This is a genomic window from Galbibacter marinus, assembly GCF_000300875.1.
Classification (GTDB): domain Bacteria; phylum Bacteroidota; class Bacteroidia; order Flavobacteriales; family Flavobacteriaceae; genus Galbibacter; species Galbibacter marinus.
The window spans coordinates 142,301-159,512 of sequence record NZ_AMSG01000005.1 but is presented as its reverse complement, the minus strand read 5'-3'; the positions used below and the strand labels follow the sequence as shown (position 1 = coordinate 159,512).

20 protein-coding genes are annotated in these 17,212 nt (G+C 37.5%); 9 read left to right on the top strand and 11 right to left on the bottom strand.

Translation table 11 applies throughout. The features are described from left to right. Positions 1-19: 19 nt before the first annotated feature. Positions 20-1,033, bottom strand: coding sequence for a DHH family phosphoesterase (locus I215_RS06140; RefSeq protein ID WP_008991099.1), 1,014 nt, complete (start codon positions 1,031-1,033; stop codon positions 20-22). 224 nt (positions 1,034-1,257) lie between these two features. On the opposite strand from I215_RS06140, the gene I215_RS06135 reads away from it, so the two are divergent. Then, complete coding sequence (locus I215_RS06135) at positions 1,258-2,244, top strand: alkaline phosphatase D family protein (protein ID WP_008991098.1); 987 nt, start codon at positions 1,258-1,260, stop codon at positions 2,242-2,244. 202 nt (positions 2,245-2,446) lie between these two features. Further along, complete coding sequence (locus I215_RS06130; RefSeq protein ID WP_008991097.1) at positions 2,447-2,866, top strand: nucleoside-diphosphate kinase; 420 nt, start codon at positions 2,447-2,449, stop codon at positions 2,864-2,866. A gap of 80 nt (positions 2,867-2,946) precedes the next feature. Here the strand turns inward: I215_RS06130 and I215_RS06125 are convergent, their stop codons facing one another. The 3 genes from I215_RS06125 to recF all read right to left on the bottom strand — a co-directional run bounded on the left by I215_RS06125 (position 2,947) and on the right by recF (position 4,835). Then, positions 2,947-3,243 carry a DUF721 domain-containing protein gene (locus I215_RS06125; RefSeq protein ID WP_008991096.1) on the bottom strand — a complete coding sequence of 99 codons (297 nt, stop codon included), beginning with the start codon at positions 3,241-3,243 and terminating at the stop codon, positions 2,947-2,949. Then, positions 3,243-3,659, bottom strand: coding sequence for a hypothetical protein (locus tag I215_RS06120; RefSeq protein ID WP_040459900.1), 417 nt, complete (start codon positions 3,657-3,659; stop codon positions 3,243-3,245). Before I215_RS06120 ends, I215_RS06125 begins: the two co-directional genes overlap by 1 nt. Positions 3,660-3,755: 96 nt before the next feature. Then, positions 3,756-4,835: a DNA replication/repair protein RecF gene (gene recF, locus I215_RS06115; RefSeq protein WP_008991094.1), complete on the bottom strand. Its 1,080-nt coding sequence runs from the start codon at positions 4,833-4,835 to the stop codon at positions 3,756-3,758. A gap of 133 nt (positions 4,836-4,968) precedes the next feature. Between recF and I215_RS06110 the strand changes: the two genes are divergently transcribed. The 7 genes from I215_RS06110 (at position 4,969) to I215_RS06080 (ending at position 11,320) form a co-directional block, all read left to right on the top strand. Next, positions 4,969-5,733 (top strand): tetratricopeptide repeat protein, encoded by a 765-nt coding sequence (locus tag I215_RS06110; RefSeq protein ID WP_008991093.1) that lies wholly within the window; start codon positions 4,969-4,971, stop codon positions 5,731-5,733. Between the two features lie 56 nt (positions 5,734-5,789). Further along, the gene (ribH, locus tag I215_RS06105; protein WP_008991092.1) at positions 5,790-6,302 is read left to right on the top strand and encodes a 6,7-dimethyl-8-ribityllumazine synthase; all 513 of its coding nucleotides are present in this window, start codon (positions 5,790-5,792) and stop codon (positions 6,300-6,302) included. A 174-nt stretch (positions 6,303-6,476) separates the two neighbouring features. After that, positions 6,477-6,770: a hypothetical protein gene (locus I215_RS06100; RefSeq protein ID WP_008991091.1), complete on the top strand. Its 294-nt coding sequence runs from the start codon at positions 6,477-6,479 to the stop codon at positions 6,768-6,770. Further along, the gene (gene mutL, locus I215_RS06095; protein ID WP_008991090.1) at positions 6,770-8,614 is read left to right on the top strand and encodes a DNA mismatch repair endonuclease MutL; all 1,845 of its coding nucleotides are present in this window, start codon (positions 6,770-6,772) and stop codon (positions 8,612-8,614) included. The genes I215_RS06100 and mutL overlap by 1 nt, the downstream gene beginning before the upstream one ends. A 7-nt stretch (positions 8,615-8,621) precedes the next feature. Beyond that, a complete protein-coding gene (locus I215_RS06090; RefSeq protein WP_008991089.1) occupies positions 8,622-9,365 on the top strand; it encodes a rhomboid family intramembrane serine protease in 744 nt (247 codons plus the stop codon). 38 nt (positions 9,366-9,403) lie between these two features. Beyond that, positions 9,404-10,270 carry a rhomboid family protein gene (locus I215_RS06085; RefSeq protein ID WP_008991088.1) on the top strand — a complete coding sequence of 289 codons (867 nt, stop codon included), beginning with the start codon at positions 9,404-9,406 and terminating at the stop codon, positions 10,268-10,270. A 33-nt stretch (positions 10,271-10,303) separates the two neighbouring features. Continuing rightward, positions 10,304-11,320, top strand: a complete 1,017-nt coding sequence (locus I215_RS06080) for an endonuclease/exonuclease/phosphatase family protein (RefSeq protein WP_008991087.1) — start codon at positions 10,304-10,306, stop codon at positions 11,318-11,320. Here I215_RS06080 and I215_RS06075 read toward each other — a convergent pair. The 7 genes from I215_RS06075 to I215_RS06045 all read right to left on the bottom strand — a co-directional run bounded on the left by I215_RS06075 (position 11,309) and on the right by I215_RS06045 (position 17,096). Then, positions 11,309-11,629, bottom strand: coding sequence for a DUF6122 family protein (locus I215_RS06075; RefSeq protein ID WP_008991086.1), 321 nt, complete (start codon positions 11,627-11,629; stop codon positions 11,309-11,311). The two genes, I215_RS06080 and I215_RS06075, sit on opposite strands and share 12 nt — an antisense overlap. Further along, positions 11,626-12,261, bottom strand: a complete 636-nt coding sequence (locus I215_RS06070) for a WbqC family protein (RefSeq protein WP_008991085.1) — start codon at positions 12,259-12,261, stop codon at positions 11,626-11,628. The genes I215_RS06075 and I215_RS06070 overlap by 4 nt, the downstream gene beginning before the upstream one ends. 24 nt (positions 12,262-12,285) lie before the next feature. After that, on the bottom strand, positions 12,286-13,845 hold the full coding sequence (lepB, locus tag I215_RS06065; RefSeq protein ID WP_008991084.1) for a signal peptidase I: 1,560 nt from the start codon (positions 13,843-13,845) through the stop codon (positions 12,286-12,288). Positions 13,846-13,943: 98 nt separating this feature from the next. Further along, on the bottom strand, positions 13,944-14,645 hold the full coding sequence (dapB, locus tag I215_RS06060) for a 4-hydroxy-tetrahydrodipicolinate reductase (protein ID WP_008991083.1): 702 nt from the start codon (positions 14,643-14,645) through the stop codon (positions 13,944-13,946). A 19-nt stretch (positions 14,646-14,664) separates the two neighbouring features. Then, the gene (locus tag I215_RS06055; protein WP_008991082.1) at positions 14,665-15,426 is read right to left on the bottom strand and encodes a DUF5683 domain-containing protein; all 762 of its coding nucleotides are present in this window, start codon (positions 15,424-15,426) and stop codon (positions 14,665-14,667) included. After that, positions 15,426-16,322: a ParB/RepB/Spo0J family partition protein gene (locus I215_RS06050; RefSeq protein WP_008991081.1), complete on the bottom strand. Its 897-nt coding sequence runs from the start codon at positions 16,320-16,322 to the stop codon at positions 15,426-15,428. Before I215_RS06050 ends, I215_RS06055 begins: the two co-directional genes overlap by 1 nt. Continuing rightward, a complete protein-coding gene (locus I215_RS06045; RefSeq protein WP_008991080.1) occupies positions 16,323-17,096 on the bottom strand; it encodes a ParA family protein in 774 nt (257 codons plus the stop codon). Positions 17,097-17,212 lie beyond the last annotated feature (116 nt).

Genomic DNA, 17,212 nt, shown 5'->3' with positions numbered 1-17,212 from the left:
GGTTTTGGAGCGTATTTGATTATTGTAATTGATTCTTATAATCAGGAAGAAGGTCTTTAAATTTTCTCACCGTTTCTTCCAATGAAATTGTGCTTCTACCTCCAGCGGCATTGGTATGCCCACCGCCGCTAAAATGTAATCTTGCAAAGTCATTTACCGAGAAATCTCCTTTGGATCTTAAGGATATCTTTACGATTTCTTCTTGTTGACTTTCAATAAAAATTACAGCAAATTTAATACCTTTTAATGAAAGTCCATAATTCACAAAACCTTCAGTATCACCTTTTTTGAAATTATTTAAAGCGAGTTCTTCTTTTGATAATGTGATGTATACTGTGTTGTATTGTGGTAAGAGAACTAGGTTTTTTAATGCGGTTCCTAATAATTGTAATTTATCCAATGAACTCGTATCATAAATAGCATTGTGAATTTCTGAATTGTTTGCGCCTTTGTCGATTAAATCTGCAACCACGCGATGAGTTACGCTGCTGGTTGAAGGAAAACGGAATGAACCTGTATCGGTCATAATGCCTGTGTAAAGACAGGTGGCTATATCTCTAGTGATCTTTTGACTATCTGCCATCATTCCAATGAAATTGTACACCATCTCACAGGTGCTGCTCATGGCAGTATCCGAATAAGTGTATTTAGCATAGGAATCTGGCGCTTGATGGTGGTCGATCATTACATAATCACCCTTGAACTGTTCTAATGTCTCTGCTACGCCGTTTATTCTGCTGAGGGAATTGAAGTCTAGTGTAAATACTAGTTCTGCTGATTTAATACAACGCGTGGCTTGATCAAGCTGTCTTTCGTGAATGAGTATTTGATCAGCTCCAGGCATCCATTTTAAAAAATCTGGAAATTCATTTGGAGCGATTACCGTAGGGTTGCATTTATATTGTTTCAGGTAGTGGTATAGCGCTAAACACGATCCTATGGCATCTCCATCAGGGTTTTTGTGGGGAATTATAACAACCTTTAAGGGAGTGGAAATTCGTTCTTTTAATTCGTGTATTTCTATTGTAGTCAAAAGTTTTAATTTTAAGCCATTTAAGCGAAGCGAATATACAATTTAAAATAGAATCATGGGCGTATCGTGTACGGGAATCCCCTTTAGGAAGTTAGGGTGAATTCACTTGTTTTGTATGCTTTAAGAATTTTTTTAATGGTGATGTGAAAATGAATAGTACATTTGTGGTACCAAACTGATATGAGATGCGGGTACTATACTGTGGGTTTCTACTGATGTTATTAATGGGTTGTAATGCGATACAGAACACGTTGTATCCCCTGGATAATGACGAATTCGTAATAGCTTTTGGCTCTTGTAATAGGCAAGATCAGGAGAATCACCTTTGGGATGATGTAGTGGCAAACAAGCCTTCGGTCTGGATCTGGGGTGGGGATAATATCTATTCCGACACCGATGACCTTAGAGAAATGCGCAAAGATTACGAAGAGCAGCGTTATCAAAACGGCTACAAGGAGGTTCGAAAGTCCATGGATATCATAGGGACTTGGGATGATCATGATTACGGCTTAAATGACGGGGGACGTGAATGGGCTTTTAAGGACCAAGCACAGGAGCTCTTCTTAAACTTTTTAGAAGTGCCTAAACACGATCCAAGGTGGAATCAAAAAGGAGTTTACGATGCCAAAACTTACCATACCCCACAAGGAGATGTGAAGATCATAGTGTTGGATACGCGTTATTTTAGAAGTCCTTTGACTAAAAATTTAGGAGATGATGGCAAGCGATTTATGCCAAACCCTTATGGAGAGGGAACTATTCTTGGAGAAGTGCAATGGGCGTGGTTGGAAAACGAACTTAACACCTCACAGGCAAGCTTTAATATTATTGTAAGTAGTATACAGTTCTTATCCAATAAACATGGGTTTGAAACCTGGGGTAATTTTCCTTCAGAAGTGGAAAAGTTAGTAGACTTAATCAAATCAAGTAAAGCTGAGCGAGTAATTATACTCTCTGGTGATCGCCATATCTCTGAATTTTCTCAAATCAATATTAGCGATTTGGATTACCCATTAATAGATTTTACTTCGAGTGGACTTACGCATACCTATGAAGCTTTTTCTGGTGAGCAAAACCCTTATAGAGTGGGTGAGGTTGTTAAGGAAAAAAGTTTTGGGTTACTTCGACTTAATTTAAAAAATTATAGGGCTACCCTTCAGATGATCGGGGATGGAAATAAGGTGTTAAATGAGTTGGAGCAAGCTTATTAAAGGTTCGAATTACAACTTTGTTTTCTGTTTTTTTGGTGTAAATACGAAGCGTGTCAAAATTTTTTAAGTAGTATTTATTTAAAAGCTATACGAGCATTAAATTTAATTCCCTTACTTTTGCGCAAAATTTAATAACCCAACAAAGGCAGTACGTTGAATGTTTCTTACTGAGTTGGGAACAAAAAATTAGTAAAGTAAAAAAATGGCAACAAACAGAACATTTACAATGATTAAGCCCGATGCAGTTGAAAACGGTCATATAGGGGCTATTCTTGAAAAAATTACTGCTGCTGGATTTAAAATAGTTGCAATGAAGTACACGCAACTAAGCCGAAGAGATGCAGAAGAATTCTACGCGATTCACAGCGAACGCCCTTTCTTTGGGGAGCTAGTGGAATTTATGACTCGTGGACCTATTGTGGCTGCAATCTTAGAAAAAGACAATGCTGTAGAAGACTTTAGAGCTTTAATTGGGGCTACAAATCCAGAAGAGGCTGCTGAAGGTACCATCCGTAAACTTTTTGCTACTTCTATTGGAGAAAATGCAGTTCACGGATCAGATAGCGACGAAAATGCTGCTATTGAAGGTGCTTTCCATTTCTCTGGTAGAGAGGTTTTTTAAAACATACTCATAGAATTTAAAAAAAAACTGAGATTGCCTTATTGGTAGTCTCTTTTTTTTTGAGTACTAAAGACTTGGATTTAGCGAAAAATAATTGCTTTTACAATGTCCTTTCCGAGTTCTTCATTGATCATTCTAATGATCTTATCCTTACCAAAGGCAAGTTCCTGTCGTAGAACAGAAGAAGATAAACAGACGTACAAAGTGTCTCTTTTGAGTTCGATTTGAGTGGTGTAGGTATTGACTCCTTTGCCCATTAGATTAATCCATGCGTTACGAACATCAATCTTGTCCATACCTTTTTCAAGACTGTTTTCTTGTACAAAAGTTTTAAGCAGATCGTTTAAAGAATTAGATTCGTTACGTCGTTTGGCCATTATTTTAACTCAAATTTTTTAAAGGGTTTGTAGTGATATGTCAATTCATCCCTGTTGATTACTACCAATTTTTCTTGATTTAATGAGATTACTCTTTCACTGTGAGTTACACCGTCTTTATCGTAATCTAAGTAAAGCTCACCTTCGCGTAATGATATCTTAAAGGGTTCTTGATCTCCATTGCTAATAAATGTACCATCAAGTTGTGGCATAACTTTTTGGCGTACTCCGCTAGAGTCCCCAGTAAGTAAAAAGTAATCCACTACTGCATTGACTTGATAGATCTTGGTTTGCCCTGATGGAAAACTTACCTTTTCGATCTCCCAATATCCGTTAAGTATGGTAGTGTCTTTTACTTTTTCTTGGCTACAACCCCATAAAATAAGGCCGACTAAGCCCATTAGAAGTGCTCTCAAATTGGTCGGATTTAGTTTGTTGACAAAGGTAGGTAAAAGAAGAGGGTTTACGCAATGAGATCGGATATATATTGGAATTTTTCCAGTTAAGAGATGCTATAGCTCGATCATTCTGTAAGATTGTTCGGCTTGTTTAACTACATTTTCTGTGCGCTCGCGATGGGTGTCACTAATGAATATTTGCCCAAAAGAATCCTTGTTAACAAGACTTATAATCTGGCTAACGCGCTTTTCATCTAGTTTATCGAATATGTCGTCCAGAAGCAAAATTGGGGTCTGTCCTGATTGCTGTTTTGTGAAGTCAAATTGTGCCAGTTTTAATGAAACTAGGTAAGATTTCTGTTGTCCTTGGCTACCGAATTTTTTAATGGGGTGGCCGTCGATCTCAAAAATTAAATCATCTTTATGCGTCCCAACCGAGGTGTATTGTAAAGCTTTGTCTTTGTTTAGATTTTCATCAAATAGTTGTCCCAGGCTCTTATTTTCTAATTGACTCTGATATTTAAGGTCCACTGTTTCTTTTCCTGAGGAGATTTCCATGTAGCGATCCTTGAAAATTGGGATGAACTTTTCTAAGAATTTTTTTCGCTCTAGGTGAATCTGTGTACCGAATTGGTTTAACTGATCATTGTATACCGACAAGGTGTCTTGGTTAAATGTGTTATTAAGTGCAAAGTACTTAAGAAGTGCATTGCGCTGAATTAGTACTTTATTGTAATTAATCAGGTTTTGAAGATAAGTTTTATTGCCTTGGGAGATGACGCTATCTATAAATTTTCTTCTCATTTCACTTCCTTCGGTAATTAAATCTCTGTCAGAGGGAGAAATAATCACTAAAGGGATTAATCCTAGATGGTCCGATAATTTATCATATTGCTTGCCATTTCTTTTGATGAGCTTTTTTTGTCCCTTTTTAAAGCTGCAAATGATCTTTTCAGTTTTTTGGCCTTTTAGAAAAGTCCCGTCGACAACAAAGAAATTTTCATCGTGATTGATATTTTGAGAAGCTATAGGGTTAAAATAGCTTTTTCCGAAAGCAAGTAAATATATGGAATCCAATGCATTAGTCTTTCCAATACCGTTTTGACCTACAAAACAATTTATTTTGTGGTCAAATTCAAATTCTTGAGATTTAAAGTTTTTAAAATTAATAAGGGATAGCCTTTGAAGTTGCATAGGAGTGCTTCTACTGTTTTTATTGTTGAGGTACTTGATAAGAAGTTGCAAATTATAAAAAATATCAAATGAATAAGCTTTCCTATTTGAATAAATATTTTATTTTTGCCACGCTTAACAATATATCATTATTATGGCAACATATAAGAAACGCGGCTACAAAAAAGCTGTAGATAAGAGTGAAGAAGGACAAGGTGGACCAAGTACAACTAGAGATGTATTCTCTGCACTGGACGAAGGTGCTGGAAAAACTGAGGCATGGGTGATGAAAAACCAAAAGATTCTTTTGGGTGTAATTGGTGTTGTGGTTGCAGTGATTCTTGGATTTTTAGGCTATCAACAATTTGTAGTGAAGCCAACAGAAGCAGAAGCTTCTAATGAATTGTTTTTTGCACAACAATATTTTGACCAAGCTGTTAACAGTACTCAAAATGACTCTCTATATGTTTTAGCATTAAATGGTGCTGATGGAAAATACGGATTGTTAGATATTATTGATAATTATTCTGGTACTAAGGCTGCGAACCTTGCGCAATACACTGCTGGAATGGCATTTTTGAATACTCAAAAATACGATCAAGCGATCGCCCACCTTCAGGAGTTTAGTTCTGATGATGAGATCTTAGGATCTTTAGCTTTAGGAGGAATAGGTGATGCTTTTGTTCAATTAGGACAACAGGCTGACGGCTTGGATTATTATGAAAAAGCAATCAAGAACTCTACGAATAACTTCACGACTCCTAAATTTTTATTTAAGGCTGGTGTGATTTTACTTCAAGACGGAAAGGCTGACCAAGCTGCGAAGTACTTCAACAGAATTAAAAATGAATTTCCTAACTCTGAAGAAGGACGAACTATTGATATTTATATTGGAAGAGCAGAAACTGCTCAACAATAATTAGAAGTTGTACATTTGTGCGTTGTAAAACGAACAATAATCAATGATAAAATATTATGGCAACAGCAAATACTAATTTGTCTGATTACGATAAGTCAACAATCCCAAATGCGGAAGATCTTCGATTTGGGATTGTTGTTTCTGAATGGAATTCATCTATAACTGATGCGCTTTACCAAGGTGCTGTAGAGGCGTTGCTTGATTGTGGTGCTGTAGAGCATCAGATCGTTAAATGGGATGTGCCTGGTAGTTTTGAACTAGTCTATGGTGCTAAAAAAATGATCAAAAGACATGATCCAGATGTGATTATTGTCATAGGAAGTGTTATCCAAGGAGAAACCAAGCACTTTGACTTTGTTTGTCAAGCAACTGCCCAGGGAATCATGGATTTAAACCTTCAGCACGAGACACCAATTATCTTCTGTGTGCTCACTGATAACAACATGCAGCAGGCCATAGACCGTAGTGGGGGTAAACATGGAAATAAAGGTGTTGAGGCGGCAATTGCTGCTATTAAAATGGCCGTCCTTGGCCGGGGTAGTGCTTTCGCTGATGAATTGGAATTCTAATATTACAAAAATCTTATCGTATTTGTTGATTTAGCGCTTCTTGTTAACAAGTTTTAGGATTTAAAGCCTGCGTTTCTGCCACTTTTTAAGTAATTTTGGTAATTAAGCTAGTGTGCTCAAGTGAAGTAATTCGCTCGCTTGCACATTGCCAATATTAATTTTAAAACTAGACCAGTGAGACTTCCGTCACTTTTTAAAACCCAGAAACCGAAAGCTTATAACTATAAGCCTAGGTATTATGATGAGCGAAAGGAACGCTTGGAGGCCCTTAAAAAAAGTAAGGAATCACGTTCTGATGAAGAATACGTAAAAGGGTATAGGCCTAAGGGTTTTAAAGATAATTGGAAAGCTGCTCGCAAAAGCAGTGATAATAAAAATTCAAGGTTACGCTTTATCGTTATACTAATCCTTCTTTTGTTATTCGCATGGTATGCGCTTAAGGAAATTAAACTTGAGACTCTCTTTTAATGGCAGATATAATACAGCTTTTACCCGATCATGTTGCAAACCAAATAGCAGCCGGTGAGGTAGTACAAAGGCCTGCCTCGGTGGTAAAGGAATTGGTAGAAAATGCAGTAGATGCAGGAAGTACAGTAATTCAGCTTATCATTAAAGGCGCAGGGAAAACACTTATCCAGGTTGTCGATAATGGAAAAGGGATGAGTGAGCGCGATATGTTGCTCTCTGTGCAGCGTCATGCTACCTCTAAGATCAGAACGGCAGAAGATCTCTTTCAATTACACACCAAAGGGTTTAGGGGTGAAGCATTGGCTTCTATTGCGGCTATTGCGCACCTTGAGATTTCAACTCGGGAAGAGGATAATGAAGTAGGTATACAACTTAAGATTGAAGGGAGCACTATTAATGACCCAAAACCAATCGCCTGTGAAAAGGGAACCTCTATTGCTGTTAAGAACTTGTTTTTTAATATTCCAGCACGACGTAATTTTCTAAAGTCAGATACTGTGGAACTGCGTCATATTATTGATGAATTTCATCGGATTGCGCTTGCTCATCCTGATATTCATTTTGACTTTTTCCATAATAATTCCGAATTATTTAAATTACCACCTTCTAACCTTCGGCAACGAATTGTCAATGTTTTTGGAGGTAAAACTAATGAAAAATTGGTGCCCATTAAAGAGGACACAGATGTGGTTAAAATTAATGGTTTTATCAGTAAACCAGCTTTTACTAAAAAAACTAGAGGTCAGCAGTTTTTCTTTGTCAATAACCGTTTTGTAAAAAATTCTTATTTACACCATGCGGTTAGCTCAGCATTTGAAGGTTTATTAAAACCAGGTCATCACCCTGGGTATTTTATATTTTTAGAGGTAGATCCATCTTCTATTGATATTAATATCCATCCCACAAAAACGGAAGTAAAATTTGATGAAGACCAGGCGATGTATGCCATTCTTCGATCAACTGTCAAACATAGTCTTGGGCAGTTCAACGTGGCACCTGTACTAGATTTTGATCGGGATTCCAATTTGGACACCCCTTATAGTTATAAAACCAAATTACCAAAGCAACCTGGGGTAGAGGTTGACGCCGACTTTAACCCCTTTAAGGAGGAAGGTAAAGGTGGTGTTAGGGTAGCCTCAAAGCCCTATCTCAAAGCCGATAGAGTAGAGGCTTCTTGGGAGAGTTTATACGTGTCGGTAGATTCTAGTGAGAATTTTAAAACCGTCAGTATTGAGTCGGAATCTACAGCGAATGAATTATTCACCGAAGAGGAAACAGATATTTCACCGACCACCTATCAGTTGCACAAAAAATATATTGTCACTACCATTAAATCAGGTATGGTGATTATCAATCAACATCGTGCACATCAACGGGTGTTATATGAGCAATATTTAAAAAATATCACGGTGGATACTGGAAGTAGTCAACAATTGTTATTTCCATTGACATTGGAATTTTCCACCACAGAGATGGAGCTTTTAAAAACAATTAAGGACAGTCTAGAACGTACTGGATTTGTGTTTTCAGAAATGACTGAAAATGAGGTTCAACTCAGTGGGATGCCCTTGAATGTATCAGAAAGTGAAGTTGGCGGGATCATTGACCAGTTGCTGGCTGATTTACAGCAAGAAATTCCGGAATCTTCACTCTCTCAATCAGATGTTTTGGCCAAGGCGATGTGTAGGACTCTTGCGGTGAAGAGCGGAGCACATTTAAACACTGCTGCCCAGGAATCTTTAGTAAATAATTTGTTTGCTACAAAAGAGCCCATGGTTTCTCCATTTCAAAAGCCTATATTTATTACAATGTCATTAGAAGAATTAGATAAACGATTTTTATAACAATAGCATGGGAAGAATAACAGACGCGGTTAAGCATATACTGATTGTCAATGTGCTGTTTTTTATCGCCACACAGCTTCTTGGGGATCAAATGTATCAGTGGTTTGCGCTATGGTTTCCAGAAAATGAAAACTTTTACCTCTGGCAGGTAGTCACTCATATGTTTATGCATGGGGGCTTTATGCATATTTTATTCAATATGTATGCACTTTGGGCTTTTGGTACTCCATTGGAACAAATGTGGGGACGAAATAAATTCATATTCTTTTATTTTTCTTCAGGTCTTGGAGCAGCTTTAATTCATATCTTGGTTAATTATTATCATTTCAATAGTGGATTGCAGCTTTTACTTGCTGAGGGGTATGATAAATTTGAGATTTATACAATTTTAAGAGAAGGAAGGTATATGATTACCTGGGAAGCCATACTATCGCCAGATGGGTTGGATAATTTCCTTGGATCTTATATTAGTCCTTCCGTGGGTGCCTCAGGGGCTATTTACGGAATTTTGGTGGCCTTTGGAATGATGTTTCCAAATGCAGAGCTTATGCTGATATTTTTCCCAATTCCAGTAAAGGCTAAGTATTTTATACCAGGACTTATCTTAGTTGATTTGTTTTCAGGTCTCTCTGGATCCTCTATTCTTGGAGAAGGAATAGCACATTTCGCGCATTTGGGAGGAGCACTATTTGGATTTATAATGGTTTGGTATTGGAAACGAAATCAATTTAGAAATAACCGCTGGGATTAGTGTAGTAGATCAATGAGGGTTTAAAACAATAATTAAGTATGGGTATAAGGGATGAAATAAATATGAAATTTTCAGCATTAAACATCGCGGAAAAGCTGATCATAATCAATACCGCTGTGTTTATCATCAATGCACTTGTGGTGTTTTTATTTCAGTTACCAATCGATTTTATAATGGGCTGGTTTGAGCTTCCTAAAGGATTTGATGACTATATTATTCAGCCTTGGGCTTTAATCACCTATTCGTTTTTCCACGGAAGCTTTATGCACCTATTTTGGAATATGCTCCTGCTTTTTTTTGTAGGACGTTTTTTTCTAATGATACATCCTACTAAGCGCTTTATTAGTTTGTATATCTTAGGAGCTATGGCAGGGGGGCTTTTATTTTTGCTGAGTTATAACATATTCCCTGTCTTCTCTGGGGTGAACTCTTCTCTTATTGGGGCTTCAGCTGCTGTAATGGCGGTTATGATTTTTGTTTGTACTAGTATGCCTCACCAAGAAGTGAAATTGTTCTTTATTTTGAATGTAAAACTTTGGTATATTGGAGCTGCCCTAGTTTTACTTGATTTAGTGTCATTGCCTTTTTCAAATTCAGGTGGCCATCTAGCGCATTTAGGTGGTGCTTTACTCGGCTTTGTGTATGCCAAAAAGTTGCAACAAGGCAATGATATGGGGAGAGGGATTTACATGATTATGGATAGCGTGTCATCTTTGTTTAGCAAATCAAAGAAGGCACCCATGAGGACTGTTTACAGAAGCAAGAAATCTAGGAAAGGTAATGCCCCTGAAATATCAGATCACCAGAAGAAAATAGATGCTATTTTAGATAAGATTAGCAAAAGTGGATATGAGAGTTTGTCTAGGGAAGAAAAAGACTTTCTATTTAATGCAGGCAAAGATTAATCACCAATAAAACCGGAATCGGACCGATAGTAGATGAAAAAGTTAAGTTGGGCAAACAAGTTTGTTTTTAGTATTAATATAGTTGTTGCTGTGCTGCTTATTTTAGGATATATATCCCCTTATATTCCTGTGAAATCATTTCCTAGAATTTCTATTTACAGTCTTATTACGCCCATTCTTATAATAATCAACATTCTTTTTATGTTGTATTGGGGGCTGAAGTTTAAAAGGCAATTTCTACTGTCTTTCCTGATCCTTTTGCTGGGATATCCAAAGGTAAGTTCTCTGTATAAATTTTCCGGCAAAGAGGAAGTTGTAGGTAATGGAGCTTTAAAGGTGATGACCTACAACGTACGTGTTTTTGATGTTTATAAATGGATTGGTGGGGATACGGAAGTCTTTGATCAAATTAAGTCGCTCATCAAGGAAGAGAATCCTTCCATACTGTGCTTTCAGGAGTTTTATTTTACTAAGGAGGATAAGTTCGAAGAATTTCCTTACCGTTATGTGAATTACAAAACCAAGGAAACGGGCCAGGCTATCTATTCAAAATTCCCTATTGTAAATAAAGGTTCTTTAGATTTTCCAAACTCTGGAAACAATGCCATTTTTGCCGATATTGTAAGGGATAATGATACTGTTCGAATATACAATGTGCATCTGCAATCCTTTCATATAGATCCTCAAAGTGAGGAGTTGAGCCAAGAAAATTCAACTCGCCTGGCTAGTCGTATGGGTGCCGTGTTTTCTAAACAACAGGTCCAAACTGATATCTTTGTCAAGCATTTCAGTGAAAGTCCGTATAAGACCATTACCTGTGGGGATTTAAACAACAATCAGTACTCTGCCATATACGACCAAATACGAGGTGATAATATCGATACCTTTGAAGAGCAGGGAACAGGTACTGGAAAAACCTTCTACTTTAAGTATTTTCCTTTGCGTATTGACTTTATTTTCACTGACCCAAGTATAGAGGTGATCTCGCATAAAAATCGTTATGAAAAGCTCTCAGATCACTATCCAGTAATCGCTCAGTTACAGCTGTAAAGACATTAATAAACAATCTGTGCTGTCGGCAACAAGATGTAACAGTAAGGCTAATCCATAGATTCGAGTCTTGGGGTATACAAATAAGACTAAGTAAATTATAAAGGCTACAAAGGTATGTAGGGTATGAAATCCGATACTACAGCGATCAGGATCAAATATCGGAACGGCCCATAAATGATCTAGATCGATAATAATTCCAAGCCATAGAATTAGCACAGCCTCTTTAAATCGTTTTCGGTAGAAAAGCCAAGCAATTGCAATAGGGACTATAAAGTGTATTCCGTAATGGACTAAAAATCGAATCAAGGAATTTGGTTTAAATCCACGTTTAATAAATAATTCAGGGAATTAGGTCCTTCATTGAACAGGAGGTCTAGTATGCTTAAGTTTGGTATAAAACCATGCTTATCATCAAAAACCTGTACATAGGAATCAAACGAGTACTCTTGTTTTGTTTTGGCGTTTACTAGTGATCGCTTATCTAATTTGTCCTGGTGGTTCAAAAGGAATTCATCTGTAAGCTCATAGGTGAAAGGTTCTAGTTGCATGCACTGAGCTATGATTTCCATGCTCTCAAGATTCATCTGAAACAAACATTGGTGTTCTTTCTTAAAAAACGGTTCTAACTCATCTTCGTAGAATTCAAAATACGGAGAAGTGCGGTACGCCGTTTCGATAGATTTCCAATGTTGTTTTTTCCAATCAAAGCTTTCTTCTATGGTTACCTGATTGTACTTTTGACGACCAGTGGTTTTTGTGTGTACAATAGGGACCGTTAGTAGTTGCTTTGCGTTTGGGCTATAGATATAGGTTCTATTTCTATAGGTTTGTTTTTGATAATTATCCTTTGCCTCAATCACTAATTTCCCTTGGTGATGTGCGATAACAACCCAATGAGAAATGCTGGGAAAATATGTAGGATGTATCAGAACCTTCATTTGTGTGATGGAAAAAAAATCGATTTAAGATTTTGGATTTTTACGTTTTCTAAAAACGCTATACCCGTACCACAGTCCAACAGCTACTAAGAAATAGACCAAGTAGGAGCGAGGCTGGTTGTCGCCACTGACAGTGGTGAAAACACGTTCCCAACGAATTTTATTCCAAAATGGACCACTTGCGTTGCTATCGAAACTCATCCAGATAAACACTGGCTTACCAACAATATGATTTTCAGGAACAAAGCCCCAATAACGGCTATCCTCTGAGGCGTGGCGGTTGTCACCCATCATCCAATAATAATCTTGTTTGAAGGTGTAGCTATTTGCCACCTGTCCATTGATAAGAATTTGATCACCATCTTGTTTGATGGTGTTGCCTTCATAACGTTCTATGATGCGTTTATATATTGGAAGAACTGTTGGGTTTAAATCTATTGTTTTACCAGCTTCTGGAATGTAAATTGGACCGAATTGATCTTGATTCCAAGGGTAATTACCATTATCATTTGGAAATACACTTCCCATCCTAGCGCTTCCTTCTTCCTCAATGTTTCTTTGAATTTGAACCACATTTGGATTGTCTTTTAACTTATCAGCTGCCTCTTGGGTGAGGGAAGAAAAGAAGTAGACGCCTTCTTTGACCTTACCAAAGCTTCCTGTTACTCCATAGCGCTCATACATGTACCTAGGAGTGAGTTCTCCAGTGGTTTGGACATAATAAGAGAATTGCAGCTTTGCTCGTCCAGGTAATTGGTTTTGTTCTCCATTTATGAAGACATATCCATCTCTTATCGATAGGGAATCTCCTGGTAATCCTACAGAGCGCTTAACATAGTTGGATTTCTTATCGATCGGTTTACGAATCTTGCGGTGTGTTATTTTAAAAAATTGTTCGACCGTATCTGTGGGCCAGTTAAATACCACAATGTCATTTCGTTTGATATCCTGTAGCCCAGGTAGTCTAAAATAAGGCAATTGTGGTTTGTCTAGATAGGACTTGGTGTTGATCACTGGAATGGTGTCGTGTACCATCGGAAAAGCAACAGTGGTCATCGGTGTTCTTGCTCCGTAGTGAAACTTACTTACAAATAAGAAGTCCCCTACTAATAATGTTTTTTCTAATGAGGAAGTTGGGATCACAAAGGGTTGCATGAAATAGGTGTGAACCAAGGTAGCTGCGATAACAGCAAAGAGTATGGAACTTATCCATTCTCCAGTTGCTGTACGTGGTTTTAAATTGCGATCCTCTATGTGTTTTACATCCAAAACGTAGTTAACGTAATAGACGTAGAATCCAAGAGTAAGTATTGCTAACCATGTGTCTGTTGTGCTATTTCTTCCATAACTTCGAATGGTTTCCACCCAAACTACTGGAAACATGATTAAGTTAATGATGGGGATAAATAGTAAAATCACCCACCACCAAGGACGGTTGATGATTTTCATCAAAACTACAGCATTGTATACAGGAACTAATGCTTCCCATGGCTTCCTACCAGCTTTTATATATAATTTCCAAGTTCCTGCGAAGTGAATTACTTGCAGTAATAGAAAGAATATAAACCATTGTGTTATTGTCATAATTTTTGGTTTAGCTTAAAGTAATTTTTTTAACTATGTTGGTAAAAGTAAAATTTATTACCGCATAAGCTTCTCTATGTATGTTCTAAATGCGGTTTTTAACCCAAGTTTAACACGTCTTTCATAGTGAAGATTCCGGACTTTCCAACGATCCACTCTGCTGCCACTACGGCTCCAAGAGCAAAGCCTTCACGACTATTTGCTGTATGAGTCATTGAGATGCTGTCAATTTCGCTTTCATAACTCACCGTATGAGTTCCAGGTACTGCATCAATTCTCTTGGCGCTGATCGGAATTTCATTGGCTTTAGGAGTCTCAAGGGTCCAGTTCTCTTTATCGGTATGTTTTATAATACCTTCAGCTAAGGTGATTGCAGTCCCGCTTGGAGCATCTAATTTTTGGGTGTGGTGAATCTCTTCCATGCTTACTCCATACGCGGAGTGATTATTCATGATCTTGGCTAGATATTCATTGATTTGAAAGAAGATGTTAACTCCTAGACTATAATTAGAGGCATAGATAAAAGCACCTTTATGTTTTTCACATAAAGCAACCGCCTCAGGGTATTTGTCAAGCCATCCGGTGGTTCCACTAATTACTGGAACGCCGTTTTCTAGGCAAAGGCTAATGTTGTTAAAAGCAGCATCAGGGATGCTAAAATCGATGGCTACATCGGCCTTAGTAATATCTGTATCTGAACTATTGATGTCTATTTTGGCTACAATTTCATGGCCACGGCTTAGGGCAATCTTTTCAATCATTTTTCCCATTTTCCCATACCCTAGTAAAGCTATTTTCATCAGTATTATTTTATAGATTTTAAAAATTCAAACTCAGGCTTAGCCCGTAGTTTGGATTGTAATTAAGTTGATTTTGTTCAATATATGGCTTGAATGATATATTTTCATTGACGTTGAATTGTTTTAAATGCGCATCGACATTGGCGTCCACAATATTTAAGACATATAATCCAATGGTAATCAGTAGTGAAAGATCGCGATTTCGTTGATAGAATTCCTGTGCGTCCCTTAAGGCGTCATCACTGACATCTGGGTTTCCAGGAGAAATACCATCACCGTTAATATCGTAGAATTCATCATCGTGAAATCCTGCTAAACGTCTTTTGTAGGCGTCTCGGTAACGATTGTAATTATTGGTGTTTTCAATGTAAAAATAAGCCCCAGTACCAATGGCTCCATATACTAAAGGAACTTTCCAATAACTTTTATTATAGATTTGTCCAAGACCTGGAAGTATGGCAGAATAAAAGGCCGCTTTAGCAGGTGCTAAAGGATCAATATCCACTGGGATTTTGGCAATACTATCGCGTTTTTGTTGTCTTTTGAGCTGTCTGACTTCTTTTTTAGACAAGGTGTCGCTAGCGACCGTGTCCTGAACTGCCAAAGGCTGTATGGAGTCTTTTGCTTCTTCTTCTAGCTTCTTGAGTTCTCTTTTAGTCATTTCATGAATGGGATCCTCATTGACCTGTTGGCTCGATATCGAATCCGTTTGCTTTTCCTGAGCGAAAACTATAAAATGAAAAAGCGAGAAAAAAAATATGGATAATCCTTTTTTAAGCACTATTTAAGAAGTTTAGTAAGACGTAAAAAATCTTCTTTAGAGTGGAATGGTATAATTAACTTACCTTTTCCATTCTTTGCTACTTTAACGTCAACTTTTGAAGAAAAGTATTCTGTTAATTCATCGACATTTTCGGAGATATACTCTGGAACTTCTACATTAGCCCTTTTTACAGTCTTTTGATCTTTACTTTCTTGGTAGGCTCGAACTAATTTTTCAGTATCGCGAACACTAAGGCGTTGAGAAATTACTTTTTCATAAATCTCTAATTGGTCTTTTTTGTTCTCTATGTTGATCAGTGCTCGTCCGTGACCCATACTGACAAAACCATCCCTCATTCCAGTTTGGATGATGGGATCTAATTTCAACAGGCGTAAATAGTTGGTGATTGTGGATCGTTTTTTACCTACGCGATCACTTAATTGTTCTTGAGTAATATTGATCTCATCGATAAGTCTTTGATAAGAAAGTGAGATCTCGATCGGATCTAGGTCTTGTCGCTGAATGTTCTCTACCAAGGCCATTTCTAAGGACTCTTGGTCATTGGCAATCCTTATATAAGCAGGAATGAGTTTCAGACCTGCTAATTTTGAAGCTCGCAATCTTCGTTCACCAGAGACTAGTTGGTATTTGTTGAAGTCTAATTTGCGAACCGTTATAGGTTGAATTACTCCAAGCTCGCGAATAGAGGTGGAGAGTTCTTGTAATGTTTCTTCGTTAAAATTGGTTCTAGGTTGAAATGGGTTTACTTCTATGGAGTCAATTTCCAGTTCCACAATGCTACCCACTACCTTATCGGCATTCTTATCCGAGGCCGTTTTGATATCGTTGTCGGGATCCTTAAGTAATGCAGATAAACCTCTTCCTAAAGCCTGTTTCTTTGTCGCCTTTGCCATTTACACCGTTTGCTTATTCTTCTTTATTATCTCGTGTGCCAAACTTAAGTAGTTTGTTGCACCTTTACTAGTAGCGTCGTAGTTTATAATGGTTTCTCCATAACTGGGAGCTTCACTGAGTCGCACATTTCGCTGGATTATGGTTTCAAAAACCATTTCGCTAAAGTGTTTTTGAACCTCTTCTACGACTTGGTTGGATAGTCTAAGTCTAGAATCGTACATCGTTAGTAGTAATCCTTCGATGTCCAGATTCGGGTTGTGTATCTTTTGTACGCTTTTGATTGTGTTGAGTAATTTCCCTAATCCTTCTAATGCAAAATACTCGCATTGAATTGGAATAATTACGGAATCAGACGCCGTTAAGGCATTTAATGTCAATAAGCCAAGAGAAGGAGCGCAGTCTATCAATATATAATCATACGAATTCCTAAGCTTCTCAATAGCCTTTGCTAACATATATTCACGCTGATCTTTATCGACTAGTTCGATCTCAATAGCGACTAGGTCAATATGTGCAGGTATGAGTTCAACGTTTGGGGATTCCGTTTTTACAATGATTTCTTCGGGGGTTGCCGAATGTTCTAACAATTGATATGTGCCTCCCTCCACCGACTCAACATCAATTCCTAAACCGGAGGTAGCATTTGCCTGAGGATCAGCGTCAATTAGCAATACTTTTTTTTCAAGTACGCCCAAAGATGCCGCTAGATTAACGGAAGTGGTGGTCTTACCGACCCCACCTTTTTGATTTGCTACAGCAATTACTTTGCCCATGAGTTAATTCGATTTTAGTAAGGTAATTTTAGTCAGGTAAAAATACGATTATTTGTGAGTTTAGAAAATGAATTTTGTTAACAGTTAGCCAACAAAGTAATTAACAACTACAAATT

Coding starts and splice junctions, on each gene's coding strand:
- I215_RS06135 (WP_008991098.1), top strand. CDS start 1,258: ATGGGTTGTAATGCGATACAGAACACGTTGTATCCCCTGGATAATGAC.
- I215_RS06130 (WP_008991097.1), top strand. CDS start 2,447: ATGGCAACAAACAGAACATTTACAATGATTAAGCCCGATGCAGTTGAA.
- I215_RS06125 (WP_008991096.1), bottom strand. CDS start 3,243: ATGGCCAAACGACGTAACGAATCTAATTCTTTAAACGATCTGCTTAAA.
- recF (WP_008991094.1), bottom strand. CDS start 4,835: ATGCAACTTCAAAGGCTATCCCTTATTAATTTTAAAAACTTTAAATCT.
- I215_RS06110 (WP_008991093.1), top strand. CDS start 4,969: ATGGCAACATATAAGAAACGCGGCTACAAAAAAGCTGTAGATAAGAGT.
- ribH (WP_008991092.1), top strand. CDS start 5,790: ATGGCAACAGCAAATACTAATTTGTCTGATTACGATAAGTCAACAATC.
- mutL (WP_008991090.1), top strand. CDS start 6,770: ATGGCAGATATAATACAGCTTTTACCCGATCATGTTGCAAACCAAATA.
- I215_RS06090 (WP_008991089.1), top strand. CDS start 8,622: ATGGGAAGAATAACAGACGCGGTTAAGCATATACTGATTGTCAATGTG.
- I215_RS06085 (WP_008991088.1), top strand. CDS start 9,404: ATGGGTATAAGGGATGAAATAAATATGAAATTTTCAGCATTAAACATC.
- I215_RS06080 (WP_008991087.1), top strand. CDS start 10,304: ATGAAAAAGTTAAGTTGGGCAAACAAGTTTGTTTTTAGTATTAATATA.
- I215_RS06070 (WP_008991085.1), bottom strand. CDS start 12,261: ATGAAGGTTCTGATACATCCTACATATTTTCCCAGCATTTCTCATTGG.
- lepB (WP_008991084.1), bottom strand. CDS start 13,845: ATGACAATAACACAATGGTTTATATTCTTTCTATTACTGCAAGTAATT.
- dapB (WP_008991083.1), bottom strand. CDS start 14,645: ATGAAAATAGCTTTACTAGGGTATGGGAAAATGGGAAAAATGATTGAA.
- I215_RS06050 (WP_008991081.1), bottom strand. CDS start 16,322: ATGGCAAAGGCGACAAAGAAACAGGCTTTAGGAAGAGGTTTATCTGCA.
- I215_RS06045 (WP_008991080.1), bottom strand. CDS start 17,096: ATGGGCAAAGTAATTGCTGTAGCAAATCAAAAAGGTGGGGTCGGTAAG.